Annotated in this window: 24 protein-coding genes; 9 read left to right on the forward strand and 15 right to left on the reverse strand. The window is 60.5% G+C overall.

Features of this window, described 5'->3' with window-relative positions:
- Positions 1-328: 328 nt before the first annotated feature.
- A complete protein-coding gene (locus tag IB266_RS21550; RefSeq protein ID WP_192262348.1) occupies positions 329-1,435 on the forward strand; it encodes a hypothetical protein in 1,107 nt (368 codons plus the stop codon).
- Between the two features lie 312 nt (positions 1,436-1,747).
- Here IB266_RS21550 and yghU read toward each other — a convergent pair whose 3' ends face one another.
- The 5 genes from yghU to IB266_RS21575 all read right to left on the reverse strand — a co-directional run bounded on the left by yghU (position 1,748) and on the right by IB266_RS21575 (position 6,616).
- Complete coding sequence (yghU, locus tag IB266_RS21555) at positions 1,748-2,587, reverse strand: glutathione-dependent disulfide-bond oxidoreductase (protein WP_192262349.1); 840 nt, start codon at positions 2,585-2,587, stop codon at positions 1,748-1,750.
- 43 nt (positions 2,588-2,630) lie between these two features.
- On the reverse strand, positions 2,631-3,365 hold the full coding sequence (locus IB266_RS21560; protein WP_192262350.1) for a substrate-binding periplasmic protein: 735 nt from the start codon (positions 3,363-3,365) through the stop codon (positions 2,631-2,633).
- 28 nt (positions 3,366-3,393) lie between these two features.
- The gene (locus IB266_RS21565; protein WP_192262351.1) at positions 3,394-4,737 is read right to left on the reverse strand and encodes a diguanylate cyclase; all 1,344 of its coding nucleotides are present in this window, start codon (positions 4,735-4,737) and stop codon (positions 3,394-3,396) included.
- A gap of 1 nt (position 4,738) precedes the next feature.
- Positions 4,739-5,497, reverse strand: coding sequence for a substrate-binding periplasmic protein (locus tag IB266_RS21570; protein ID WP_192262352.1), 759 nt, complete (start codon positions 5,495-5,497; stop codon positions 4,739-4,741).
- A gap of 123 nt (positions 5,498-5,620) precedes the next feature.
- On the reverse strand, positions 5,621-6,616 hold the full coding sequence (locus IB266_RS21575; protein WP_192262353.1) for an aldo/keto reductase: 996 nt from the start codon (positions 6,614-6,616) through the stop codon (positions 5,621-5,623).
- A gap of 113 nt (positions 6,617-6,729) precedes the next feature.
- Between IB266_RS21575 and IB266_RS21580 the strand changes: the two genes are divergently transcribed.
- Complete coding sequence (locus tag IB266_RS21580; RefSeq protein WP_192262354.1) at positions 6,730-7,653, forward strand: LysR family transcriptional regulator; 924 nt, start codon at positions 6,730-6,732, stop codon at positions 7,651-7,653.
- Between the two features lie 94 nt (positions 7,654-7,747).
- Complete coding sequence (locus IB266_RS21585) at positions 7,748-8,950, forward strand: hypothetical protein (RefSeq protein ID WP_192262355.1); 1,203 nt, start codon at positions 7,748-7,750, stop codon at positions 8,948-8,950.
- A gap of 195 nt (positions 8,951-9,145) precedes the next feature.
- On the opposite strand, the gene IB266_RS21590 is transcribed toward IB266_RS21585, so the two are convergent.
- The 6 genes from IB266_RS21590 to ppk2 form a co-directional block, all read right to left on the reverse strand.
- Positions 9,146-9,889 (reverse strand): SDR family NAD(P)-dependent oxidoreductase, encoded by a 744-nt coding sequence (locus tag IB266_RS21590; protein ID WP_192262356.1) that lies wholly within the window; start codon positions 9,887-9,889, stop codon positions 9,146-9,148.
- Between the two features lie 186 nt (positions 9,890-10,075).
- Positions 10,076-10,843 carry a phosphonate ABC transporter, permease protein PhnE gene (gene phnE / locus IB266_RS21595; protein ID WP_192262357.1) on the reverse strand — a complete coding sequence of 256 codons (768 nt, stop codon included), beginning with the start codon at positions 10,841-10,843 and terminating at the stop codon, positions 10,076-10,078.
- Complete coding sequence (locus tag IB266_RS21600; protein WP_192262358.1) at positions 10,840-11,667, reverse strand: PhnE/PtxC family ABC transporter permease; 828 nt, start codon at positions 11,665-11,667, stop codon at positions 10,840-10,842. The genes phnE and IB266_RS21600 overlap by 4 nt, the downstream gene beginning before the upstream one ends.
- On the reverse strand, positions 11,661-12,461 hold the full coding sequence (locus tag IB266_RS21605; protein WP_192262359.1) for a phosphonate ABC transporter ATP-binding protein: 801 nt from the start codon (positions 12,459-12,461) through the stop codon (positions 11,661-11,663). The genes IB266_RS21600 and IB266_RS21605 overlap by 7 nt, the downstream gene beginning before the upstream one ends.
- The gene (locus IB266_RS21610; protein WP_092204319.1) at positions 12,458-13,309 is read right to left on the reverse strand and encodes a putative selenate ABC transporter substrate-binding protein; all 852 of its coding nucleotides are present in this window, start codon (positions 13,307-13,309) and stop codon (positions 12,458-12,460) included. Before IB266_RS21610 ends, IB266_RS21605 begins: the two co-directional genes overlap by 4 nt.
- Before the next feature lie 317 nt (positions 13,310-13,626).
- Positions 13,627-14,544: a polyphosphate kinase 2 gene (ppk2, locus tag IB266_RS21615; RefSeq protein ID WP_192262360.1), complete on the reverse strand. Its 918-nt coding sequence runs from the start codon at positions 14,542-14,544 to the stop codon at positions 13,627-13,629.
- A gap of 222 nt (positions 14,545-14,766) precedes the next feature.
- Between ppk2 and IB266_RS21620 the strand changes: the two genes are divergently transcribed.
- The 4 genes from IB266_RS21620 (at position 14,767) to IB266_RS21635 (ending at position 19,230) form a co-directional block, all read left to right on the forward strand.
- Complete coding sequence (locus IB266_RS21620) at positions 14,767-15,702, forward strand: Ppx/GppA family phosphatase (RefSeq protein ID WP_192262361.1); 936 nt, start codon at positions 14,767-14,769, stop codon at positions 15,700-15,702.
- 251 nt (positions 15,703-15,953) lie between these two features.
- The gene (locus IB266_RS21625; protein WP_058545429.1) at positions 15,954-17,051 is read left to right on the forward strand and encodes a carboxynorspermidine decarboxylase; all 1,098 of its coding nucleotides are present in this window, start codon (positions 15,954-15,956) and stop codon (positions 17,049-17,051) included.
- A gap of 25 nt (positions 17,052-17,076) precedes the next feature.
- Positions 17,077-18,321 carry a saccharopine dehydrogenase family protein gene (locus tag IB266_RS21630; RefSeq protein WP_041476374.1) on the forward strand — a complete coding sequence of 415 codons (1,245 nt, stop codon included), beginning with the start codon at positions 17,077-17,079 and terminating at the stop codon, positions 18,319-18,321.
- Positions 18,322-18,702: 381 nt separating this feature from the next.
- On the forward strand, positions 18,703-19,230 hold the full coding sequence (locus tag IB266_RS21635) for a GNAT family N-acetyltransferase (RefSeq protein ID WP_192262362.1): 528 nt from the start codon (positions 18,703-18,705) through the stop codon (positions 19,228-19,230).
- A 39-nt stretch (positions 19,231-19,269) separates the two neighbouring features.
- On the opposite strand, the gene IB266_RS21640 is transcribed toward IB266_RS21635, so the two are convergent.
- The gene (locus IB266_RS21640) at positions 19,270-19,698 is read right to left on the reverse strand and encodes a DUF1810 domain-containing protein (protein ID WP_192262363.1); all 429 of its coding nucleotides are present in this window, start codon (positions 19,696-19,698) and stop codon (positions 19,270-19,272) included.
- A gap of 244 nt (positions 19,699-19,942) precedes the next feature.
- Between IB266_RS21640 and IB266_RS21645 the strand changes: the two genes are divergently transcribed.
- Together IB266_RS21645 and IB266_RS21650 are read left to right on the forward strand one after the other, a co-directional pair.
- Complete coding sequence (locus tag IB266_RS21645; RefSeq protein ID WP_192262364.1) at positions 19,943-20,725, forward strand: hypothetical protein; 783 nt, start codon at positions 19,943-19,945, stop codon at positions 20,723-20,725.
- Between the two features lie 31 nt (positions 20,726-20,756).
- Complete coding sequence (locus IB266_RS21650; protein WP_225613616.1) at positions 20,757-21,377, forward strand: LuxR C-terminal-related transcriptional regulator; 621 nt, start codon at positions 20,757-20,759, stop codon at positions 21,375-21,377.
- Between the two features lie 4 nt (positions 21,378-21,381).
- Here IB266_RS21650 and IB266_RS21655 read toward each other — a convergent pair whose 3' ends face one another.
- From IB266_RS21655 to IB266_RS21665, 3 genes are all read right to left on the reverse strand, one after another.
- Positions 21,382-23,034, reverse strand: coding sequence for a sensor domain-containing diguanylate cyclase (locus IB266_RS21655; protein ID WP_192262366.1), 1,653 nt, complete (start codon positions 23,032-23,034; stop codon positions 21,382-21,384).
- A 149-nt stretch (positions 23,035-23,183) separates the two neighbouring features.
- On the reverse strand, positions 23,184-23,882 hold the full coding sequence (locus tag IB266_RS21660; protein WP_192262367.1) for an outer membrane protein: 699 nt from the start codon (positions 23,880-23,882) through the stop codon (positions 23,184-23,186).
- A 56-nt stretch (positions 23,883-23,938) separates the two neighbouring features.
- A complete protein-coding gene (locus IB266_RS21665; protein ID WP_225613617.1) occupies positions 23,939-24,460 on the reverse strand; it encodes an SRPBCC family protein in 522 nt (173 codons plus the stop codon).
- Positions 24,461-24,463 lie beyond the last annotated feature (3 nt).

A 24,463-nucleotide genomic window follows, 5' to 3' on the forward strand; every position in this document is an offset into this window, starting at 1 on the left:
TGAGCGCGACGTGACGCGTACGAGGTATGCGTGCGGAGTCCTTTCCCTGTAGCGATCACGGCTGGGGACTTGTATGGGCGTGAGCTTGTGCTATTTGCGGGGGCGGTCCATAGGGGCTTTTGGTTGGGATTTACTCCGTCTGTTGGACGGCGACTTTCGTATTGGTCCCGGGAAACCTGCGGAAAAAATCAGCGTTTGCTCGCTGGACGACAAAGCCCCACCCGCTATGCTATCGACGATGGCCTCTTGCCATTTGCCATGCCCACCACAACCCATCCCCGGCGCGAGACGAGAACCTGCTCGTCACCGCCCTTTGCAGAGACGATTCATGAACAAACACAAAGCCGTGTCAGGAGTTGCCTGGGGTGTTCTGTTGGGTTGCATCGGACACGCCAACGCTTTTCAACTCTCGCCGGATGGCACGTTGGCTGAACGGGAGATGGCCAAGAAATACGGGGTTTCCTATAAGGCGACGGTGCCTTTCGCCAGTTTCGCGCTGCATAACTTTTCCGATCCTGCCCACGAGGCGTTGACGCAGAAGATCTATGGGTGTGACGGGGATTGGCAGGATTGCAGTAACCCCAACCTGGAGAACGCCGGTGCTTATGTCATTGCCGGGGTTCGCTGGAACGATGATCCGGTGTTCATGCCGGGCGCGGACGATGCCAAGACCAAGGGCTGCGATGGACGTTACTCGGTTGGTTTCATCTCGCAGACGCGGTGCTGGGTCAATCTCTTCGAGAAAGCCGAGGACATAAGCGCTTCCGATCCGATGGCGTTCATGGGGGCGGGGAACTACATCTCCCGTTCGCATTTTGGCGACCTGCAATTCTTGCATGCAATGGCGTCCCAAGAGGGCGACGCGCCAGAGAAGACCAAGCGCGAAATCATGATGTGGGCCGAGTTCGCCTGGGGGGTTGCCGATGGTACCTACCCCCTCAATACCTATTTGAAAGACATCCAGATCGAAGGCTGGGAACAGCATTTCAATAACGGACAAACCGTGCAGGATCTTTTTGCGGTGGGGCGTCCATGGTTGCGGGCGAATGTGAATCAGGTGGCGTTTGGCAGTTTGCTTCATCTTGTCCAGGACAGCTTTGCCGGTGGACATGCGCAGCGGCGCGAAGAGGTGTTGGGTGACAAATGCATGGGCGGTGCCGAGGCTGTGTTGGGGCGGATCGAGGAGTTTCATTCCTACGCTCGGCAGGATCATGCCAAGCACAAGGACGATGACGCCAGCTCAGTCGCCAGGCTCATGTTGATGGCCCATGAGCCGGATGTTGTGGATGCCGGTAAGAAGCTGCGAGGGTTTATCGCCGATCGCAAGAAATGGGCGGATGTCAGGCCTTATCTGGATGAGTGTGTTTTTGCCCTGGCCAATGAAACGACTCCGGCGTCGGCGGGTGACAGGTACAAGCTGGAAGCCAACCGCTGAATATTTGACGAAAAACTGTGGGAAAAAACCGTGGGAGCGAGCTTGCTCGCGAAGACGTCGGCACATCCAGCATCAGTGTCAACTGATCCACCGCCATCGCGAGCAAGCTCGCTCCCACAGGAGGCTGTGCCAGTCGAGAAAGCGAGGTTCACCCCCGATCCAAGGTGGGAGCGAGCTTGCTCGCGAAGACGTCGGCACATCCAGCATCAGTGCCACCTGATCCACCGCTATCGCGAGCAAGCTCGCTCCCACAGGGGGGCTGTGTCAGTTGAGGAATCCAGGTTCATCACCGAGCCGGCGTGCGACCTGGCCTCAGCCCAAATCCCCAGCCCCATGCCGCTCCGGCACCTGGCTCGCCTCATCCCCCCACGTGCGGTTGACCCGCTGTCCGCGCAGGACGGCGGGGCGCTTGGCAATGTCTTCTGCCCAGCGCTGCACATGGGTGTATTCGTGGGCACTCAGGAATTCGGCGGCGCCGTATACGTTGTTGCGCACCAGTTGGCCATACCAGGGCCAGACCGCGATGTCGGCGATGGTGTAGTCGTTGCCTGCCAGGTATTGGCTTTCGCCGAGGCGGCGGTCCAGGACGTCGAGTTGACGCTTGGCTTCCATGGTGAAGCGATTGATCGGGTATTCGAGTTTCTCCGGCGCATACGCGTAGAAATGCCCGAAGCCACCGCCCAGGTACGGGGCAGCGCCCATCTGCCAGAACAGCCAGTTCAGTGTTTCGGTGCGGCCCGCCGGATCGGTGGGCAGGAAGGCGCCGAATTTTTCCGCCAGGTAAAGCAGAATCGAGCCGGATTCGAAGACCCGAATGGCGGGTTCCACGCCGCGGTCCAGCAGGGCCGGGATCTTGGAGTTGGGGTTGATCTCGACGAAGCCGCTGGAGAACTGGTCGCCCTCGTTGATGCGGATCAGCCAGGCATCGTATTCCGCGCCCGTATGACCCAGCGTCAGCAGTTCCTCCAGCAGGATGGTCACCTTCACGCCGTTGGGCGTGGCCAGGGAATAAAGCTGCAGCGGGTGCTTGCCAACCGGCAAGGTTTTGTCATGGGTCGGCCCGGCGACAGGGCGGTTGATGCTGGCGAACTGGCCGCCAGACGGGGCGTCGTTTTTCCAGACCTTGGGCGGAACGTAGGACGCTTTACTCATCGGGACATACCTCATCGTTGCTTGCGGTGTGATCCCCCAGAGTCTACCGCTGTTCGTTCATGATTCGTGCGACTTCACCGGAAGCCTTGAGTTCTTCGAACGCGCGTTGGGCCTTGGCAACGACTTCATCCGGTGTGCTCAGGCTGAAGGCCAGGTGGACCCTGTGGGGTTGTTCGTCGAGGATGTAGACCTCTTCCAGCGAAGCGAAATCCATTTGGGCATCCTGGCTCATCAGGCGCGCGGTGTTCTCCGGCATCGGCAGCAATTGGATCTGGCGATTGAGCAGTTTCTGAAAGTTGTCGTGGTTGTTGGCCGAGATGACCAGCCGGGTGAACCCACGCTGCTGCAGGTAAATCTGCTTGGCGTCGTTTCGCACCACGCCGATGCTGTACTGCTTGGCCTCCTCGAGGCTGCTGACGGTGATGTCGCGGTTATCACGCAGTTTATAGAGCCGGCTCGCCACCCGATGTATTTCACCCACCCATTTGAACAATGTCTCGCGAGCCGGGGTGCGGTCCAGCGGGAAGATCAGTACGTTGGGCTCGTGCAGCGCTTTTTCGTAGGCCCGGGCCCACGGGTACAGTGACAGACTGTAGTCGGTGAGCTGCGCGCTTCTGAGTGTCTCCTCGGCAATGCGAATGCCCGGCCCGACGACCTTGTCGTCACGCTGATAGGCGTACAGTGAGTCTTCGGTAACGACTTCGATTGTGTCGGCGTGGCTTGCCAGGCTGATCGAGGCGAGTAGCAAGCATGAGCAGAGTGTCAGGCGAATGTGCATATGCAGACCTCATGGCGCGCGGTGGTCGTTACAGGGCAACGCGGTCGCGTCCCTGGTGTTTGGCCCGGTACAGCGCCTGGTCGGCGCGTTGCAGCACTTGATCGAAATGATCCATGGTCTCCGGGTCCAGCTCGGCAACGCCGATGCTCACGGTGACGAAAGGCGAGACCTTGGAGCCGCTGTGGGGCAGCTCACGTTCCGCCAGGCTGGTGCGAAAGCGCTGAGCCGCTTGGCAGGCCTGTGCGGCGTTGATATTGGGCAGGACCACGACGAACTCTTCGCCGCCTACGCGAGCGGTCAGTTCGCCAGAGCGGCCGAACACGCTGCGCAGGGTTTCTGCGATTTCTTTCAGGCACAGATCGCCCTGCATGTGGCCGTAGGTGTCGTTGTAGATCTTGAAGAAATCGACGTCGCACATGAGCACGGCCAGCGGGGTGTTGTGGCGGATTGCCCGACGAAACTCGATTTCCTTCAATTCGTCGAAGTAGCGACGATTGGCCAGGCCCGTCAAGGCATCGTGACGGGACAGCGCTTCGAGCGACTGGTTGGCGGCCTTCAGTTCCGCGGTGCGTGCCTCCACCAGTTCAGCCATTTGATCGCGGCTGGCGGCCAGGGCCAGTTCGTCCGAACGCTGGCGTTCGAGGTGGGCGCCCAGATTGTCCTGGAGTTCATTGACCTGGAATTCGAGCAGGCTCAGTTCGTCCTGGCGATTCACCGCCCGTTGCAGCTTGAGGTGATGTTTGAGGGTATGCGGCGCGAGTCCGCCCAGGTGACGGGCGATATGCACCACATGCACGGTCACCAGGCGATTGAACATGGTCATGACCAACCCGGCCAGCAGCAGGGACTGGATGAGCTGGGTAATGACGATACTGCGTGCTTCGCTCCAGAGGCGCTCCCACAGCAGGTTATTGTCGCCTTCGATGGTCAGCTCACCGACTTTCTCATGGGCCCCGGCGTAGGGCTCGGCGATGAGCTGGCGATGCAGCACCGGCACCACGCCCGATTGACCGACGGCGTATCGATTGAGTTCGATGACTTCCGGCGCTTGCCCGGGGCGCAGGATGTTCAACACCACGCGCCCCACGGGGGCTGCCGCGGCGACGCTGGTGATTTGCTGGTCGAGGGATTCGCGGTCCAGTTCCCAAATGGCGTAGGCCAAGGTGTTCTGGAACACCTGATCGATCAGGGCCAGCTCCGAATTCATTTCCGCCAGGTTGTTTTCCCAGGCCAGCCAGGTGCGCCAGGTGACCATCGCCAGGGTAAAGAACAGGCAGAACAACAGCGTTGCCAGTACCAGGCGCCGTCCCAGGGAGCTGAACGCCTTGGTCGGTGGTGGCTGGGACGATGCCGTGCGGAAAGGGTCCCCCATGTCATAACCATTTGCGCAGGATGGCGTCGTAGACCCCATTGCGACGGATGGTCTCAAGGCCGGCGCGGAATTTTTCCACCGTTTCGGCCGGCGTCTTGCGGCTGAACGCCATGCTCAGGCCGTCCGGGCTGCTCAGTTCGGGAAGCGCCAGCGAGCGGATCAGCACCTTGTCCGGGTCTTCGCCATTCTGGCGAGTCAGGTACAGCGCGTTGAGCTCGTTGGAAATCCACAGCTCCACGTGATCGACCTTGAGCTTGCGGTAGTTGTGTTCGTACTTGGTGCTCGACTGCAATTCCTCGCCGATGCGGAAACCCTTCGAGACCAGGTATTGCTCGCCCACGTCCTGATTGACCGTGGCGATCTGGTGACCATGGGCGTCGGCCAGCGAGTCGAGTTTTACCGGTCGATCCGCCAGCGAGTAGATGTACCACTGCGTCGGGCCAATGGTGCCCACCCACTGGAAAAGCGATTCGCGAGCAGGCGTGCGGACGATCGAATAGATCAACACATTGCTTTCGTTGAGCGCCAGCTCGTAGGCCCGGGCCCAGGGCATGGGCTGGATAGGCGCGTCCATGCCGACTTCGTTGAGCACGGCCTGGACCACTTCGGTGCTCATGCCGGTCACGCGTCCGTTCTGCGTCATGTTGTAGGGCGGCAGTTCCTCCGTCACGATGCGCAGGGAGGGCCCTGCCGCGCAAGCGCTTGCAGCGAGGAACATCAGGACGCCCCACATCAGCAGGCGATTCAGCGGCAACCCCATTGATCATTACCCTATGCAACTGGCAGAGCCCGGCGAAGCCTGGGGCTATTATTGATAGGGTTATCGGCTGGGCTGGCGCCTGCTTGAATCCGGCCTGTCGAAACCGACAGCCCAGCCGACGGATCAACCGTTCAACAATGTCATCGTCTGCGCCTGGTATCGGTCGCCCGCCACCACACCTTCGCCTGCGAAAATCCCATCCAGATGGGCCAGTTCGTCTGCGCTCAACACCACTGAAGCCGCCGCCACATTGCTTTCCAGGTACTTGCGCTGCTTGGTGCCCGGGATCGGAATGACGTGGTCACCCTGGGCCAATACCCAACCCAGGGCCAGTTGCGAGGCGCTGATGCCCTTGTCCGCGGCCAAGGCCTTGACCCGTTCGACCAGCGCCAGGTTGCGCTTGAAGTTGTCGGCCTGGAAGCGCGGGTTGAAGCGGCGGTAGTCATCGGCGGCAAAATCCTCCGGTGATTTCAGCTCGCCGGTCAGAAAGCCCCGGCCCAAGGGACTGTAGGCGACGAACGCAATGCCCAGGCGCCTGCAGGTATCGAGCACGCCATTGTGTTCAGGCTCGCGGGACCACAACGAGTATTCGCTTTGCACCGCCGCCAGTGGATGCACGGCGTGGGCCCGTTGGATGGTCTCGGCGCTGGCCTCCGAGATGCCGATATGGCGGACCTTGCCGGCCTTGACCAGCTCGGCCATGGCGCCGATGGTTTCCTCGACGGGCACTTCAGGGTCGATGCGGTGCTGGTAGTAGAGGTCGAGGTAGTCGGTGGCGAGGCGCTTGAGGCTGCCGTCGACCGATTGCCGGACGTATTCGGGGCGGCCGTTGACGCCGCGGGCATGGGGATCGCTGCTGCGTACCAGGCCGAACTTGCTCGCCAGGTACAGGCTTTCACGCTTGCCTCGCAAGGCGCGTCCGAGCAGCTCTTCATTGGTATACGGCCCGTACATGTCGGCGGTGTCGAACAGTGTCACGCCCAATTCCAGGGCGCGGTGGAGCGTGGCAATCGCTTCTCCCTCGTCCACGCCCGTGGTGTAGAAGTCCGACATGCCCATGCAGCCCAGGCCGATGGAGGAAACGTAAGGGCCGCGATGGCCGAGTTGGCGGGTCTTCATGCTGATAGCTCCTGGAAATGAACGACCTGTGCAGTCTCCAGCAAGGGCTTTCCTGGATAAATCCACGATTATTGGTTTAACTATTCGGGATATCTAAATAATGAGGCGTGACGGTGGACCGATTACAGGCCATGCAAGTGTTCCGGCGTATCGTCGAGCTGGGTGGTTTTGGCAAGGCGGCCGATGACCTTGGCTTGCCCCGGGCCACGGTCAGCCTGTTGATCCAGCAGTTGGAAGCCCATCTGGGCGTGCAACTGTTGCAGCGCACCACCCGGCAGGTGCGCGCAACGCTCGATGGCCAAGCGTATTACCAACGCAGCGGCCAGTTGCTGGACGACCTCGATGACCTGGAAAGTTCGCTGTCGGTGCAACGGAGCCAGCCGCGCGGCACCTTGAAGGTGGACATGCCCATTGCCTTTGGTTGCACCTGGATCCTGCCGCGCCTGCCGGATTTCTACCGGCGCTACCCGGCGTTGCAACTGGACATGGGTTTTCATGATCACCAGGTCCATCTGCAGCGCGAGGGTGTGGATTGTGCGATCCGCGCCGGCACTATCCTTGATCAAGGGTTGGTCGCGCGCCCCATCGTGCGGCTGCATCAGCTGACCTGCGCCAGCCCCGACTACCTCGCTCGCGCCGGCACGCCTCGCCGGTTGGAGGATTTGCCGGCGCACCAGGCCATCGGCTTTGCCTCTGGCAATGGACGGTTCTTCCCGTTCGAATTCGAAGTGGCGGGGCGGGGGCGCGAAATGCAATTGCCGAGTGAGTTGACCGTCAATAACGCCGACGCTTATGTAACGGCCTGTGAAGCGGGATTCGGCTTGATCCAGGTGCCGCGTTACCACGTGCAACGGCAGTTGGCCGAGGGCGGCCTGGTCGAAGTATTGAGCGAGTACGGCGTGCCGACGTGGCCGATCTCAGCGGTGTACCCGCCGCACCGACAGCTGTCACCCAGGGTTCGGGTGTTTATCGATTGGGTGGTTGAGTTGTTGCAGGGGGAGGCGGATGCGCAGGGCGAGTTGATGATGAGGGCTTAAAACCGCTCGTCAGTGCTGTCAACTCTGACAGTAGTGACTCGAAAACACTTTCCCTATACCTGTAGTCCCATCCTTTCCTTCAGGAGCAGCGGATATGACTACGCAAAAAGCAGCAAAAGCGGCGGGTGATCTTGACCCAAGCTTTGATGACGAGGGAAAAGTAGTGTTCACTCTTGCCCAAGGCAGTTTTTTAGGAACATCAAAGTTACTCAGCGACGGAAAAATATTATCGGCTGGCGCCAATGCCGATGACGTCGTTTTGGTGCGACATTTGAGTAATGGCGATATGGATGATTCTTTTGGTGACCATGGAATCACACGTCTCAATATTTTTCCTGGCGTCCAGGTAGGGCAGGTCGGATTAACCGTCCAACCCAATGATCACGCGTTTATATTTGGCAATGTCGGGGAACAATTTGAAGAGATACTTTATCTTCTCAAAATCTTGCCTGACGGAAAACTGGATACCACCTTTGGCAAGGAAGGGCGCGTGATTATTGATTTGCCGATTGGCGAAGATATTGCTCATCTTCTAGCGATCCAGCCCGACGGAAAAATCGTCCTCGTCGCAAGGGTTGTGAGGGGGTATGAGAACTATGATGAAGTTCTCCTTCGACTTGACAGCAAAGGGGAACTTGACCCGACTTTCGGTGAAACCGGCATGGTGTTTGTCGGGAAGGTTTACTTCTCATCACTGATCATACTCCCGGATGGTCGCCTGCTTTTCGCCGGGGCAAAAAATGGGGCCTTGTTGTTTGCACGCTACCTGAGTGATGGACGACCAGATCGTTCGTTTGGTGAGGAAGGCGTTGTTACGATTGAAGTAAAAAACAGCCAACTCGCGCAAATTTTTGCCGCCGAGCGGCAGCAGGATGGAAAAATCGTGGCCGTGGGTTTTGCGGATATTGAGTCAAAGGGGTTCCATACGCTGACAACGCGAATCAATCCTGACGGAAGTCTGGACGAGACTTTTAATCACGGAGCACCTGCTGTTATTAGTTTTCATGGTTACGAAGCTCAGAATCACGCTGTGGCCATTCAACAGGACAATAAAATTATTGCAGCGGGAGGCTCCTTGGGGACCGCAGCAACCTCCAATTTCACGTTGATGCGGTTCCTCCCCAATGGCGCGCCAGATCCCGAGTTTGGATTGCACGGTCGAGTCATGACGGACCTGGGCGGTTTGGATACGGCAAGGCGTATCTCTTTGCAAACCGACGGCAAGATAGTGGTGTCCGGGTGGGTTTTGGGCTTGCCCAGAACAGGCGTGGGGATAGTGCGTTATCTCAGCCAATGAGACAGCTCCTGTGATCACCCGTTGACCCACCGCTCGACACGAAAGAAAGACCTGTGGGAGCGAGCTTGCTCGCGATGACGGCGACCCAGCCGACATTGATGCTAACTGACCTGACCCTATCGCGAGCAAGCTCGCTCCCACAGGGTTACTTGCTCAGCCAAACATACTGTCTCTTCTAGCCAGGACTCGCCGCAATCAACGCAAGGTGTAGCCGCTGTCCACCACCCAGTCCTGACCATACACGCCCCGTGCACCCTGGCCCAATTGGAACAGGATGACATCTGCCACGGCTCCGGGTTCGAGGAATTGCCCACCCAGCAATCGTTGCTTGACCGTGCTCGCCACCGAGCCCAGAGCCTCTGCATCGAGGCCCAGGGTGCCCCAGATCGGCGTGGCGGTAGGCCCCGGCGAAACCATGTTGAGGCGAACGCCAAGGGGGGCCAGTTCAACGGCCAGGGTGCGCATCTGCGCGCGCAAGGCCGCTTTCGATGCAATGTACGCGGCCAACCCCGGGAAGGTGACCTGTTCGAGGAACGTGCCAATGAACACCACGGACGCCGCGGCTGCCAGGTGCTCGCGCAGGCTGCTCAGGGTATTGAGGGCGCCCGCGCCATTGACGGCCCATTGCCTGTCGAAAGCGGCCAGGTCCAGGCCGTCGGCCAGTTGCGCGATTCCCGCATTGGGTATCAGGCAATCCACCGGGCCGATGGAGGCGGCCAGTTGTGCCAGCCTGGCCTGGTCGGTCGCCTGTGTCACGTCGCCGGGCAGCCAGGACAGCCTGTCGCCAAACCGCTCGACCAGTTCGCCGAGGCCACCGATCTGTCGCGACATCGCGATCACGTTGGAGCCGTGCTCCAGCAAACGTTGGGTGACGGCCAGGCCAATACCCGAACTGGCACCGGTGACTACGCTAAGACCAGGCTTGAATTCATTACTCATGTGGCTTTCTTCCTAGGTTCGCCAAAAGGGGCAGAAGACCTGATCAGAAAGTGTGCCAATTAATAATGCCTTGCCAGTCAATGGGTTGGTGTTTGTTGGGTTATTTTGACTCGGATGCGTCGTGGTCATAAAGACCTGATTCTTGGTCTTTATGACCAATTCCATATTCGTCGTTGTGCACAGCCATCAAGCCTTGACCCAACGCTGGCGGCTCCAGCCGCTCAACGTATCGACCGCCAGAACCAGCAACAGCATCGCCAGAATCACCGTGCTGCCCTGGGCCTCCTGGAACAGGCTGAGGCTGACATAGAGCATTTGTCCAAGCCCTCCGGCACCGACAAAACCGAGCACGCTGGCCATGCGGATGTTGTTTTCCCAGCGATACAGGACGTAGGCCAGCAGTTGCGGCAGCAGGTTGGGCAGTGTCCCGTAGCAGAACGCCAGTACGGCGTTGCCGCCTTGCAAACGGATGGCGTCGGCCGGTTCGGAGGGGGTATTTTCCAACGCCTCGGCAAACAGGCGCCCGAGTACGCCGGTGGTGTGCAGGGCGAGCGCCAGGGTGCCGGCATTGGGCCCGAGCCCAGCGGCCAGGACCATCAGTGCGGCCCAGACCAGCTCCGGAACCGCGCGCAAGGCGTTGAGCATCAGGCGCGAGGCACTCTGCAAAGGCCAGCCGAAGCGTCCGGCCGCAGGCAAGGCCAACAGCAGGCCGAGTACTGCCGCGAGCAGGGTGCCGAGGGCGGACATGGCCAGGGTTTCCAGGGCGCCGTGACCGATGGCTTTCAGATGGCCCGGGCTCAGGTCCGGGCTGAGAAAGCGCTGCGCATAAGCCCCCATCCGCTGCAGATTGCCGCCGTCGCCGAGCTCGCCCAGGTCGATGCCCAGGTAGGCGAACGAGGCGATGACTGCCGCGCCGATGCACAGGACCATGACCACGTTGAGCAGGCGATTCATGCCAGCCTCCAGCGCAGCAGGCGGCTGAGTTGATCGGCGAGCAGCACCAGTGCCAGGAACGTCAGCAGCAGGCTGGCGACTTCACCGCCAGCGAACATTCGCAGCGACAGGTCCATCTGCTGACCCAGCCCTCCGGCACCGACGAAGCCCATCACCACCGAGGCGCGGATCGCGCATTCCCAGCGGTACACCGTATACGACAACAGTTCCGCCGCGACATTGGGCAGGATCCCATAGCCGAAGGCCGCCAGCCGGCTGCTGCCGGACTGCAAGAGCGCGTGGGCCGGGCGCTGGTCGACCGATTCGTAGATTTCCGCGTAGACCTTGCCCAGCATGCCGCTGTAGGTAATGGCAATCGCCAGCACACCGGCCGTTGGGCCGAGGCCGACGGCGCGCACGAAGAGCAAGGCCCAGACGATTTCCGGCACGCTGCGCAAGAAGATCAACAAGCCGCGTACCGGCCAGCGCAGCAGTTGGCCCCAATACCCCGGATGGCCGGCGCGGGAGGCTGCCGACAGCGACAGGGCGCGGCTGGCCAGAAGGCTCGCCGGCACCGCCAACAGCAACGCCAAGGCCATGCCAGCCGTGGCGATCGCCAGCGTCTGCAAGGTGGCCTGCCACAGCAGTTCAACGAATTCGTCGCCATGGGCGGGCGGCCAGAATGCCGCTACGAACCGGCCCATTTCGCTCTGGCTGCCGCTCTTGAGCAGCACGCCGAGGTCCAGTTCGCTGAATTGGATGCCCGGCCACAGCAACACGAGGGCCAGCAGACTGAGCAGCAGGCGAGGGCGGGTGGCGGGGTCTCGGGTATCGCGGGTCAGCATCGGGGAATCTGCACGCTCAAGGACGCGTGGGGCGTTGTTGGTGAAGACTGCAGTTGTTCGTTGGCGTAGAGCGTGTCGAGCAACGGACGGTCGACCGCCTCGGTTGGCAGGTCGAACAGGATCTGCCCGTCCCGCAGGCCAATGACCCGGGAAAAGTGCGCCAAGGCCAGTTCCACCGCATGCAGGCTGGCGACCAGGGTGACGTTGTGTTCCCGGGCGTGGCGGCAAAGCACCGAAAGCGTGTGCTCGGCCAATACCGGGTCCATGGCCGAAACCGGTTCGTCGGCCAGCAACACCTCCGGCGCCTGGTACAACACCCGGGCAATACCCACGCGTTGCAGTTGTCCGCCGGACAGCTGCTGGCATTGCGCGAACAGTTTGTCGCCCAGGTCCAACTGGGCCAATGCCGCCCTGGCGCCTGGAATATCCAGCGGGTGCAACAGGTTCAACAGGCTTTTACCGATGCCCCACTGGCCGAGCTTTCCGGCCAGGACCGCTGTCACCACACGCTGGCGCGGCGGCAGGGGCGGCGATTGGTGAATCAGGCCGATGCGCGCGCGCAGGCGTTGACGCTGGCGGGCGGACAGTTGCCAGGCGCGTTCGCCAAGCAACTGCAGCTCCCCACTGCCCGGGCGCAGTGCGGTGGCCAGCAGGTTGAGCAGGCTCGACTTGCCGGCGCCGGACGGGCCGATGATGGCGACCTGTTCGTTCGCGCCGATGTGCAAGTCCACACCCCGCAGCGCCTGGACGCCGTTGGCATGGGTAACGCTGACCTGGGTCAGTCGCAGGGTCATTTGAGCAGTTCGGCGGCGCGTGCGGCTTCCTCGATGCCCTTGTAGTTCTCAGGCTTGGTTTCGATGAAGCGGCTGGCGGCTTGCAGGTCGAGGATTTCCTTGTCCTTCGGGTTGGCCGGGTCGAGGGCCAGGAAGGCGGCCTTGATCTTGGCCGCCAACGCGGGGTCGAGGGTTCCGCGCACTGTCCAGTTGTAGTCGAAGTAGGCTGGGGTAGTGGCGAAGACCTTGACCTTGTTCGTGTCGACCTTGCCGGCCGCCACCAGTTTTTCCCAGACGCTGGCGTTCAGTACCCCGGCGTCCACTTTGCCGGCCTGGACCCAGGCGACGGTGGCGTCGTGGGCACCCGAGTAGCCGACGCGGCTGAAGTAGCTCTCTGGCTTGATGCCGTCCTGAAGCATGAAATAGCGCGGCATGAGACTGCCCGATGTCGACGATACCGAACCGAACGCGAAGGTCTTGCCCTTGAGGTCGGCGAGGGACTTGACGGTCGGGTCGGCGGTGATGAATTTGCTGGTGAACTGGGCGTCCTGTTCGCGCTGGACCAGCGGGATGGCGTTGCCGGTTTTCAGGCGCGCCTGGACGAAGGTGAAACCCCCCAGCCATGCCATGTCGATCCGGTCGGTGGCCAGTGCCTCGACCACGGCCGGGTAGTCGCTCACGGGGACGAACTCGACCTTCATGCCGGTTTGCTGCTCCAGGTAAGCCCCCAGCGGCTTGAACTTGCGCAGCAATTCGGTGGGAGCCTCATCGGGAATCGCGCTGACTTTCAGGGTGTCGGCGGCCTGCGCCAGCCAGCTGCAAAACGACAGGGCAACACCAGCGGCCAATGCCAGGGAAGGCTTGAGCATGGAAGATCTCCGGTAGAGAAAGGCAAGGAATGTCGAAGCATCACGCCCACATGGATGGCGGTACGCCGTTCTGTGAGGGTAGACGAAGGAGAGGGATGTTAACCGTTTCTGGTTGTGAACTCACCCAATCCCCTGTGGGAGCGAGCTTGCTCGCGATAGCGGAGGATCAGTGACAAGATTCGTGACTGACACGCCGCTATCGCGAGCAAGCTCGCTCCCACACTGGGCTGTGGCGGTCGGGAGAACCGAGGCCTCGATCGTAAGGCCCCGGCGAACACGAGGTCAGAACCGCTTGTGGGGGGCTTGCCTGGCGTATCTCAATAGACTTGGGGCACGATGAGCTCCGGTGGCGTCGGGCTGCGGGAGTAGTCTTCCTGGCGTACCCGCTGCGGCAGTTCGATGGTCGGCAGCTCCACCTCTTCATAGGGCATTTGCCCAAGCAGGTGATGGATGCAGTTGAGCCGGGCTTTTTTCTTGTCGTCGGCCTGCACCACCCACCAGGGAGCCTCGGCGATGTGGGTGCGTTCGAGCATGATTTCCTTGGCCTTGGTATAGGCCTCCCAGCGCCGGCGGGACTCCAGGTCCATGGGGCTGAGCTTCCATTGCTTGAGCGGGTCATGGATGCGGCTGAGGAAGCGCAGGTGCTGTTCCTGGTCGGAAATGGAGAACCAGTACTTGATCAACTGGATGCCGGAGCGGGCGAGCATCCGCTCGAATTCCGGCACGGTACGGAAGAACTCTTCGTACTGTTCGTCGGTGCAGAACCCCATGACTTGCTCGACCCCGGCGCGGTTGTACCAACTGCGGTCGAACAGCACGATTTCACCCGCCGCCGGCAGGTGCGAAACGTAGCGCTGGAAGTACCATTGAGTCCGTTCACGGTCGTTGGGGGCGGGCAGGGCGGCGACGCGACACACCCGGGGATTGAGCCGCTGGGTAATGCGCTTGATCACGCCACCCTTGCCGGCGGCGTCACGCCCTTCGAACAGGATCACGACCTTGTGCCCGGTCTTGACCACCCAACTTTGCAGCTTCACCAGTTCGCCCTGAAGGCGGAACAGTTCGCTGAAATACAGGCGTCGGATTTCTTTCTCGTTGCTATCCGGGGCATGTTCATCGAACAAGGCGTTCAGGTCATGCCCGTCTTCGGAGAGCTCCAGCTCCAGTTCTTCGTCGCTGTGATCGAGCAATTCGCGGTGGATGCGCTGTACCAAGGTGTCCTGGGTTGAAAGCATGATGGAAAACTCGGTCGTGGAGGCGCCATCCACGCTAGTTGCAATTTATTACATAGTGGTGAACGTCATCTGTGCTTCATGCGCTGCCCTTGGCTAAAACAGTTACTGGGGCTCAAGGGGTGTCATCCAGGTGTCATCGAAGCCATGGCAGGATCTTCGCAAACCATCGTGGGATGCCCGCAGCGCTTGTGCCTGCTGGCTGATGAATCAAGGAACACCGCTATGAAAGGCGACGCCCCCCTGTTCGCGGCCATTGACCTGGGCTCCAACGCCTTTCGCCTGATGATTGGCCAGTCGGTCAAGCGCAATCGACAACGGGTGATCCAGGAAGTGAAAACCCTGCGCGAGCCGGTCCGATTGGCCGAGGGCCTGCAAGCCGGGGCCCTGGACGAACTGGCGCTGGATCGAGGCTGGCAAGCCCTGGCCCGATTTGGCAAAAAGCTGCGAGGCTTCGAAGCCGGACGGGTGCGGGCGGTGGCGACCAGTGCCGTGCGCGAAGCGGCCAATGCCCAATTGTTCCTGGCCAGTGCCGAGCGGCACCTGGGGTTTCGGATCGACGTGCTGTCCGGGCATGAAGAAGCCCGGCTGGTGTATGCCGGTGTCGCCCATGCGGTGCCCGGTGTCGAGCGGACGCGACTGGTGGTGGACATCGGCGGTGGCTCGACCGAACTGATTCTGGGGCAGGGCGCCCAGCCGCTGTTGACGGAAAGCATTGCCATCGGCAGCGGCACCTTTGGCGCCCGTTACTTTGCGGGCGGACGCATCACCGCTCAAGCGCTGCTGGAGGCTGAACGCGTGGCCGTCCTGCAGTTTGAAGCGATGGCGGCGCGTTATCGCGCGCAGGGCTGGCAGCAGGTGATCGGCTCTTCCGGTACGGCGCGGATGTTGGCCAAAGTGCTCAAGGCCAATGGCCTCAATGACGTTGGCCAAGGCGGCATTACCTACAGCGGGTTGTTGCGCCTGTCGTTGCGGCTGCTGGAAGTCGGCCATGTCGAGCGCCTCAGATTGGCCGGTTTGCAGAGCCATCGCCTGGGCATCCTGCCCGGTGGCCTGGCGATCATGCTGGCGGCGTTCAAGGTCTTCGGTGTTACAGACATGATCGTTTGCGAAGCGGGCCTGAGGTTTGGTGTCCTGCATGACCTGATGCATAAACACTGATCACCCATGGCCTGTTGCGCAAGGCCGGTTATCCGCGACGGCTCAAGGTCGAGCGTCAGCGCTCTTTGGTTATCCTCCCTTTGCCAGATTCAGCATTTCGTCGCCTGGGCGGCCGGTATGTCCGGTGATCGCAAAGCGTCGATCTGGATCAGGATGATTGCGCGAACGGGGCTTTTCGCTCTTTCGATCTGCAGTCAGTGAAGGCACAATGCGCATCCTTTTTTGGCTCGCCTTGCCCGGAGGCCTCGAAAATGATCAAAACGCCGTACTACCTCATCGACAAACAAAAGCTGCTGGCGAACATGCAGAAGATCGCCTATGTGCGTGAGCAGTCCGGGGCCAAGGCCTTGCTGGCGCTCAAGTGCTTCGCCACCTGGTCGGTGTTCGACCTGATGCAGCAGTACATGGACGGCACTACGTCGTCGTCGCTGTATGAACTCAAGCTCGGCCGGCAGAAATTCGCGGGCGAGACTCACGCCTACAGCGTGGCCTGGGCCGACGATGAGATCGAGGAGATGCTCGCCAACTGCGACAAGATCATCTTCAACTCCATTGGCCAGTTGCAGCGCTACACCGAGGCGTCGGCCGGCAAGGTCCGCGGCCTGCGGGTCAACCCGCAAGTGAGCAGCTCCGATTACCTGCTGGCCGACCCGGCGCGACCGTTCAGCCGCCTGGGCGAATGGGATCCGGTAAAAATCGAACAGGTCATCGAGCATATCTCCGGGTTCATGTTCCACAACAACTGCGAGAACGGCGATTTCGGTTTGTTCGACCAGATGCTGGGCACGATCGAGGAGCGTTTCGGTCATCTATTGCATAAGGTCGAGTGGGTCAGCCTCGGTGGCGGCATCCATTTCACCGGTGAGGGCTACGCCCTGGACGCCTTTTGCGCACGGCTCAAGGCCTTCTCGCAGAAGTATGGCGTGCAGGTCTACCTGGAACCGGGCGAGGCTGCGATCACCCAGAGCGCGTCGCTGGAAGTCACCGTGCTCGACACGCTCTACAACGGCAAGCACCTGGCCGTGGTGGACAGTTCCATCGAGGCACACATGCTCGATCTGCTGATCTATCGCCTGGACGCCAAGCTGGCACCGAGCGAGGGCGAACACACCTACATGGTGTGCGGCAAATCCTGCCTGGCTGGGGACATCTTTGGCGAGTACCAATTCGATCGTCCGCTGTCCATCGGCGATCGGCTGTCGTTCATCGACGCAGCGGGCTACACCATGGTCAAGAAAAACTGGTTCAACGGCCTGAAAATGCCGTCCATCGTTGTGAAGCAACTCGACGGCAGCGTCGAGGTGGTTCGCGAGTTTGTTTACGACGACTACTTGTCCAGCCTCTCTTGAGCTGGCGGAAGGAGAAATAAAGAAATTGAAGAAGAACGTACTTATCATTGGTGCAGGAGGTGTCGCCAAGGTGGTGGCCCACAAGTGCGCGCAGCACAACGACGAACTCGGTCGTATTGCTATCGCGTCGCGCAACATCTCCAAATGCCAGGCCATCATCGACAGCGTCAAGGCCAAGGGTAGCCTCAAGCAACCCGCCGACATCAAGGCCTTTGCACTGAACGCTCTGGATGTCGAAGCGACCAAGGCGCTGATTCGCGAAACCGAGTCGCAGATCGTCATCAACGTTGGCTCTGCTTTCCTCAACATGTCGGTGCTGCGTGCCTGCATCGATACCGGCGTGGCCTACCTGGACACCGCCATCCACGAAGAACCGGGCAAGGTCTGCGAGACGCCGCCCTGGTACGGCAACTACGAGTGGAACCATCTCCAGGAGTGCCAGGAGAAGAACATCACCGCCATTCTCGGCGTGGGCTTCGACCCGGGTGTGGTCAATGCCTATGCGGCACTGGCGCAACAACAGCATTTCGACCGCATTGATTCGATCGACATTCTCGACGTCAATGCTGGCTCCCATGGCAAATATTTCGCCACCAATTTCGATCCGGAAATCAATTTCCGTGAGTTCACCGGACAGGTGTGGAGCTGGCAGGACAGCCAGTGGACCAGCAACACCATGTTCGAGGTCAAGCGCACCGACGACCTGCCAGTGGTCGGCTCACAGAACCTGTACCTGACCGGTCACGACGAAGTGCACTCGCTGTCGAAGAACCTCGATGTGCCCAACGTGCGTTTCTGGATGAGCTTCGGCGAGCACTACATCAATGTGTTCACCGTGCTCAAGAACCTCGGCCTGCTTTCCGAGCAACCGGTCAAGACCGCCGAAGGCCTGGAAGTCGTGCCGCTGAAAGTGGTCAAGGCCGTGCTGCCTGACCCTAGCTCGCTGGCGCCGGGTTACACCGGCAAGACCTGCATCGGTGACCTGGTCAAGGGCGTCAAGGATGGCCAGCCGCGCGAAATGTTCATCTACAACGTGGCCGACCACGAGGACGCCTACGCCGAAACCGACAGCCAGGGCATTTCCTATACCGCCGGCGTGCCACCCGTGGCCGCGGCCTTGCTGGTGGCCCGTGGCGAGTGGGACGTGCAGCGCATGGTCAACGTCGAAGAACTGCCTGCCGAGGCGTTCCTCGAGGCGCTGGATGTGATGGGCCTGCCGACGCGCATCAAGGACGAACATGGAGACCGTCCCTGGAACCAGAACGCCTGAAGGACTTCAGGCGGGTTCCCCCAATAGGAACTGCAGAATCGCTCTGGATTCTGCAGGCGATTGAACCAGAAGACTCACCGTCGCGTGAATACCTGGCAATCCACGGGAAGCCTTGAAGAAATGCTCCGTATCGAAAGGTACGGGGCATTTTTCGTTTAGGGGCCCATCAAATAGGCCCGTGGCGAGGGAGCCTGCTCCCGCTGGCGCGTGAAGCGGCGCTGAAGTCAGACCCTGTGGTGTTTCAGGCAGACCGCATTCAGCTTTTTGGGGCTGCTGTGCAGCCCAGCGGCCCCTAACAAAGGACCGCCCAAGTAGAAACCCTCGCCATGAACGATCACTCGACCTTACGATTGCGCTTCACGGCCCCAGGAGAAGCCATCAGTGAAACCCTTCAGAATTCGCGAGCTGGAAATGACCGATGTGCAAGCGCTGCTGGCCTTCGAAGTCCACAACCGTGAATGGTTCGAGTCGCAGATCGACGCACGCGACCCTGCCTTTTATTCATGGACGGGCGTCACCGATCACATTGAAGGCTATCTGGCCGATTTTGCCGTGGGCGCCTGGCACCCGTTTGTGATCGAAGACGCCAGCGGGAAAATAGTGGGGCGGGCGAATTTGAAAGGCATTCATTCACCACGCGGTTGCGCCGAGGTGGGCTATCGCATTGATCAACGCGCTTGCGCGCAAGGGCTGGCAACGCAGGCCCTGAAACATTTGATCGAGGCGGCGCGGATGCGTTGGGGGCTTACGCAGTTGGTGGCTTATGTCTATGAGAACAACATCGGCTCAAGGAAGGTCCTTGAGCGATGCGGGTTTGTGCCTGAGGTGCTGTCATGTGACCACCAAACCGGGAGTTCTTCCAGATGGTGTAAAACCATTCAAGTAGAACTCCCGACGATCCAATCCTGAGGCCACGGTCACCTGTACCACAACGTCCATGTTTCGGAATCAGGCATTTTTTCTCTCGTGCTCCTTAAGTAACTCCAGTGTTCTCGAGTCGACACTCACGCCACCACTCAGCGCCTGGGCATACGCCGAATGCTCGCCGGCAACCGCTGCAAAAAGCGTCATGCAGGACGCGAATTTCATGGCGTCGAGTGTCCCCAGGAGTTTCTCTACCGCGACTTCCGAGTCCAGGACGGCACGGGTTGCGCACTCCAGTCGTGGTCCCAGAAGCGGGTGATGCAAATAGTCGCGCGCTTCTTCCAGGTCGCGCAGGCCGTAGTAGGTGGCGTTCTCGCTGGCACCCAGGCCGCGTAATTGGGGAAAGATGAACCACATCCAGTGGCCTTCCTTGCGGCCGTGCCGTAGCTCGAGCAAAGCGCGGTCATAGGTTGATGCTTGCGCCTGGACAAAACGCTCCAGTGATTCGGTCATACGAGCCTCTGATACGGTTTCACGGCTGAAGAATGAAGCGCGTCCAGGCTCGATCAAGGTGGTGGCTTTATGATGTCGTGGACTGGCGCGTATCGGTAGTCTCGATCATCACCTCCATCCAGAACGAGGGCAAAGCCTATAGCACACTTGCGCTATAGCGCCGCTCGGCACTCGACCCTAACCTATGAGCGCTATCGGGTTTTCGATCGGTCGCAACGAGCCTATTTGAACAAGGATCTGTTTTTTGAAAAGCACACCTGCCAGAAAGTCCAGCATCTGCCCGGCTTATCGCAAGCGCCTCGCAACGGCATTCGCCGTCTCGGCCCTTGTCGCCAGTGGCTGGGGTTCTTTGATCGCCGGTGCGTCGGCTGCCACTGCCAGTGAGACATCCTCGGCGGCTTGCACCAACGAGGCGGATTTCCAGGCCGGGACGGTGGTGGAGTATGAAAGTCGCGACAACCTGTCGCCAGCCACCAGTCGCGGTAAAACCGAGGCGCTCGGGCGCGAGGCGTTTGCCGGCGCCAATCCGGTGGCTTCGGTGCACACGTCGTTCCTGAACAATGCGCCGTTTTTCCTGACGACGACCTTCGCCGAGATCAAGGACGGTCGGCTGGTTCGTTACGGTGATCGTCATGGTGCCGGGGCATCGTTGGTGACCACCACCTACCAGCCTCCCGCTTCCACACCGATTGATCTGCAACCTGGGCAGACCGTCACCGTCAGCTACAAAAACAAAGCGGTGAGCGCTGGGGGAGCGGTCGAGTTCGATGTCGTCGAGAAGCTGACGTACAACGGGCGTGAAACGATCAAGACGGCCCTGGGGACGTTTGATACCTGCAAATTCACCAATGAAATCTCCACGGGCCCGGTTTCGTCTGGGCAGCCGAAACAGGTTGTCGTTGTCCAGAATTGGTTTCCCGCGGACGGACCTTATCGTGGTCAGTCGATCCGATCCGTCACGCCTCCGTTCAATGGCGTTGCGCAGAGAATCAGTGAAGTCGTCAAGATGCAGTATGGGACGCGATGAGAGACGCGTCTCGGGTCGGAATATTTGCCGGATGATCGTGGCAGATGAGCATCCGCTGTTCCGAGAGGGGATGATGGTGTTGCTGGAACGCCTGATACCTGACGCAATGATCGAACAAGCAGGGAGCCTGGAGGAAGTACGGACGCTGGCAACGAATGGACAACCTCTCGATACGCTGATTCTTGAAATACGTCTTCCCGGCCTGGGCTCCATCAGCGAGCTCGCGCAGTTGCGCCAGGCACTCAAGCACACCGTGATGATTGTGGTTTCGACCCTGGATGACAGCGATGTCATTGGCCGTGTCATGGCCACCGGTGTGGACGGGTTTGTCGGCAAGAGCCTTTCTCCCGACCAGGTCGGCCAAGCCATCGCCGATATTCGCCGTGGCGAAGTGCTGGTCAAGTACGAGCCTTCGGGCCCGCTCCCACTGGGTTCCGACGATGATATGAGCCGGCTCACGTCACGGCAGCGAGAGGTCTGGCAATTGATTGCCGAAGGCAAGACCAACAAGGAAATCGCCGCGGCGCTTGAGATCTCTCCCTTCACCGTGCGCATTCATGTCTCTTCGTTGATCCGTGCGCTGAACGTTCCCAACAGGGCGGTGGCCGCTGCTCGTTTTGCCGGGCGCGAGGCGCTTCAGACCTTGCGCTAGCGCCTCAGACCTTTGCTCCGGTATGTCCGGCCTCGGTGAACGAGGTGTCATGGAATTTCGCCTGGGACTTGCCCGCACGCTTGGCCCGGTAGAGCGCTTCATCGGCCTGGGCCAGCGCATCGGTAAACTCGCCGCCGGTCCACAGCGTCCCGCCGATACTGCAGCCGATCGTGATCGACTCCCCGGCCAGCACGACCGGCTCGGCCAGTTTTGCGAGGATGCGCTGGGCGGCACCCTGCATGCTGGACAAGGATTCTCCGGTACGCAGGCGCAGCAGCAATACGAACTCATCCCCGCCGTGGCGGACAGCGATGTCGCCATCGCGCACCGCGCCCAGGAGCCGGAGACCAACCTCCTGGAGCAATGCATCGCCAACGGCATGGCCGAAGCAATCGTTGATGGGCTTGAACCCGTCCAGATCCAGGCATAGCACGCCAAAGCCAGGCTGTACGTCGACCTCGCTGCGTACCGCCTCGATGTACTTTTCCAAGGCTGCCCGATTTGGCAGGCCGGTGACGACATCGCGGTAGGCGATACCCTCGACCACGGCCAACTGACCTCTTTTTCGGGTGAGGCTGTCAACGAGGTGCCGGATCGCAACACTCAGCGTTTCGACTTCGCGTGTGCCCTTGAGCAAGGGAATCCCCACATCGGCGCCTTCGGAAAGGCGCGCGGCAGCCTTGGCGATGACGTTTACCGGCCCGGTGAGAATACCTGCCATGATCCATCCGATGACCGCGAACAGGATGGACAGCAGGCCGCCCCAGATGAGTATTTCATTGCGCATCTCACGTGCTGCCGCAAAGGCGATCTCGGCGGGCTGGCGTGTCACCACGGTCCATCCCAGGCCGGGATAGTCGTCGACGCCGACACTTTGCGCCGCACCTGCCAGATAGAGCTTACCGTCCGGCCAGCGCTCGACCGACCAGCTTTGTCCGCGCCCATCGAGCGTGATCCCGGCGGGCTTGCCGATCATGTCCTTGGGGCCCAGCAAGAGGGTGCCGTCCTTGCTGATGACCAGGAACTCCAGGCCAGGCAGGCGCTCTTGCAAGGGGTCGAAAAGCGATCGACCAACTTCCGCAGCCCATTCCCAGGAAAGATGCGCCGCGAGCACCCCCGTGAGATTTCCGGCGACGTCCTTGATTGGCATGCTGATATCGACGAATTTCATCGCTTCCCCGGAAGGATTCGGCAGCAGCTTGGCCAGCAGGACGGCTTCGTGGACATCGCCAATGAACGTCTTTTCCCGCGCACTGGCAAAGACCGGCCGTTGCGAGATGTCGGCGCCTGCGAGCACCCCGTTGGTCGATGCGACCACTTTGCCGTGGGCGTCGGTGAGGCCGATCCAGGAATAGTTCGGGAACTGCTGGCTAAGGTGGTCGAGCAGGGCGCGTGCTTCGCCAGGGTTCGCAGTGTTGCGCAGGGTTTCCAGCTTGCTCAGGACCGTGAGCGCTTTTGAACGGTTACTCATGTCGCGATCGAGGCGATCGATCATCGAGTAGGCATATTCGCTCAGTTGCAGCCCGGTTTGCTCCTTGAGCCGCGAAATGGAGGACTCGCCGATAACGGTGCCGAATATGCAACTGAGGAGCAGCACCACCAGCGCCACGACGATGGCGAAGCGTGCCCGTAAGCTTTGGAAGAGAGGGATGTACATGTCGGACCGCCACGGGGATGGAAATTGGAAAGCCTGTATTCCATGGCGTTCTTGGCATGCATCCTCTCAAAATTTTCCAGTTTGGGGTACTGGCGCGGTCACCGCCGGGACGCCCTGCGAATGAGGCAAGGCGCCGTTCCGTCTACCGCTTACAACCAGTACCGCAAACCAAGCATCAAGGACTGGGCGTTGTACTCCGTTTTCACATCGCCCTGGGGCAGGCCCTGGATGTTGCCGAAGTGCGCTTCACCGGTCTTGAAGTAGCGATAATCCAGGGACATGGACCAATGCTCGCTGAGCTCGTAAGCGACCCCGGTGCCGAGTTGCCAGGCCGAGACGGTGTCGCGATGGGTGTCGCCGAACTCGACGCCGCCGGCTTCCAGGCCGGTGATGGTCAGCACGGCGTAGCCCAGGCCACCGCCGACATAAGGGGTGAACCGGCTCAAGGGGGCTGGCAGATTCGTGACGTCATACCAGAGGTTGGCCATGAGGCTGGTGGCTTGCTCTTTGCCTTTGCCGTCGATGCTGCCGCCACCCTCGTAGACCCGGTGATTGAACTGGGTCAGGGTGTTGCGGCGGTAGCTCAGTTCCACTTCAGGCCTCAGCCCGACCGGGAATCGCCAGCCCAGTGCCAGGCCGGTGGCGAAGCCGGAATGCAACGGTTGGTTGAATTCCATCTCGACGAAGTCAAGGTCGTTCTGGTTAAGGTCCTGTTCAGCGACCCAGTTCACGCCGCCCATGCCACTGACATAGGGGCCGAGTGTGTCGGCGAAACTCGATGCCGGGGCGGTACCACCCAGGCCAATGATGCCCATGACAAGATACCGGGTGTTTTTCTGTAGGTTCATGCTAGATCCGAAATGTTGCTGTTATCGATAAGTAGGCGAAGCGTGTCCGAAGACGTTCATACGAGGTGCAAGGGCGTCGCGGTTTTCCCGTGCACCGATGTGTCGCTGGCTCGTTGTTCAGCCAGCCTGCACAGGTTGTCCAGTGCGGTGGTCATCGCCTTGGCCAGCGCTTTGCGCAGCAGCCCGCGGTACAGGAAACTCAACGGGCCCGAAATCTTCGCGCTATGGATGACATGGGTTTCATCGGCAGAGAGCCTGCGCATCCGATGGTCGAATTCGAGGTCGATCCAGAGCAGCCGGGCGCTGTTGCGATAACTTTCGTGCGGACTCACGGCCTCCAGTTTCAGAGGCATTTCCAAGCCATTCTTGAGGACACATCTACCGCGGGTTCCAGCCTGGAACGGACCGTCGAGTTGACACTGGCGGACGTCGGTATCCCAGAGCGGCGCTTCGGGAAAATTGCTCCAGAGCTTCCAGATTTCAGAAGGGGGCGATTTGACTATGACTTGCACGTTGACATCGTTCACGGCGACACCTTGGTTGTGGGGGGCACGGTCATGCCGGGTGGGCAGATCCATTCC

Source organism: Pseudomonas sp. Pdm06, assembly GCF_014851795.1.
GTDB classification, from domain to species: Bacteria; Pseudomonadota; Gammaproteobacteria; order Pseudomonadales; family Pseudomonadaceae; genus Aquipseudomonas; species Aquipseudomonas fluorescens_AA.

Bases quoted from the DNA above. Each gene is read 5' to 3' on its own strand.
- IB266_RS21550 (WP_192262348.1), top strand. From the start codon at position 329: ATGAACAAACACAAAGCCGTGTCAGGAGTTGCCTGGGGTGTTCTGTTG.
- yghU (WP_192262349.1), bottom strand. From the start codon at position 2,587: ATGAGTAAAGCGTCCTACGTTCCGCCCAAGGTCTGGAAAAACGACGCC.
- IB266_RS21560 (WP_192262350.1), bottom strand. From the start codon at position 3,365: ATGCACATTCGCCTGACACTCTGCTCATGCTTGCTACTCGCCTCGATC.
- IB266_RS21565 (WP_192262351.1), bottom strand. From the start codon at position 4,737: ATGGGGGACCCTTTCCGCACGGCATCGTCCCAGCCACCACCGACCAAG.
- IB266_RS21570 (WP_192262352.1), bottom strand. From the start codon at position 5,497: ATGGGGTTGCCGCTGAATCGCCTGCTGATGTGGGGCGTCCTGATGTTC.
- IB266_RS21575 (WP_192262353.1), bottom strand. From the start codon at position 6,616: ATGAAGACCCGCCAACTCGGCCATCGCGGCCCTTACGTTTCCTCCATC.
- IB266_RS21585 (WP_192262355.1), top strand. From the start codon at position 7,748: ATGACTACGCAAAAAGCAGCAAAAGCGGCGGGTGATCTTGACCCAAGC.
- IB266_RS21590 (WP_192262356.1), bottom strand. From the start codon at position 9,889: ATGAGTAATGAATTCAAGCCTGGTCTTAGCGTAGTCACCGGTGCCAGT.
- phnE (WP_192262357.1), bottom strand. From the start codon at position 10,843: ATGAATCGCCTGCTCAACGTGGTCATGGTCCTGTGCATCGGCGCGGCA.
- IB266_RS21600 (WP_192262358.1), bottom strand. From the start codon at position 11,667: ATGCTGACCCGCGATACCCGAGACCCCGCCACCCGCCCTCGCCTGCTG.
- IB266_RS21605 (WP_192262359.1), bottom strand. From the start codon at position 12,461: ATGACCCTGCGACTGACCCAGGTCAGCGTTACCCATGCCAACGGCGTC.
- IB266_RS21610 (WP_092204319.1), bottom strand. From the start codon at position 13,309: ATGCTCAAGCCTTCCCTGGCATTGGCCGCTGGTGTTGCCCTGTCGTTT.
- ppk2 (WP_192262360.1), bottom strand. From the start codon at position 14,544: ATGCTTTCAACCCAGGACACCTTGGTACAGCGCATCCACCGCGAATTG.
- IB266_RS21620 (WP_192262361.1), top strand. From the start codon at position 14,767: ATGAAAGGCGACGCCCCCCTGTTCGCGGCCATTGACCTGGGCTCCAAC.
- IB266_RS21625 (WP_058545429.1), top strand. From the start codon at position 15,954: ATGATCAAAACGCCGTACTACCTCATCGACAAACAAAAGCTGCTGGCG.
- IB266_RS21640 (WP_192262363.1), bottom strand. From the start codon at position 19,698: ATGACCGAATCACTGGAGCGTTTTGTCCAGGCGCAAGCATCAACCTAT.
- IB266_RS21650 (WP_225613616.1), top strand. From the start codon at position 20,757: ATGATCGTGGCAGATGAGCATCCGCTGTTCCGAGAGGGGATGATGGTG.
- IB266_RS21655 (WP_192262366.1), bottom strand. From the start codon at position 23,034: ATGTACATCCCTCTCTTCCAAAGCTTACGGGCACGCTTCGCCATCGTC.
- IB266_RS21660 (WP_192262367.1), bottom strand. From the start codon at position 23,882: ATGAACCTACAGAAAAACACCCGGTATCTTGTCATGGGCATCATTGGC.
- IB266_RS21665 (WP_225613617.1), bottom strand. From the start codon at position 24,460: ATGGATCTGCCCACCCGGCATGACCGTGCCCCCCACAACCAAGGTGTC.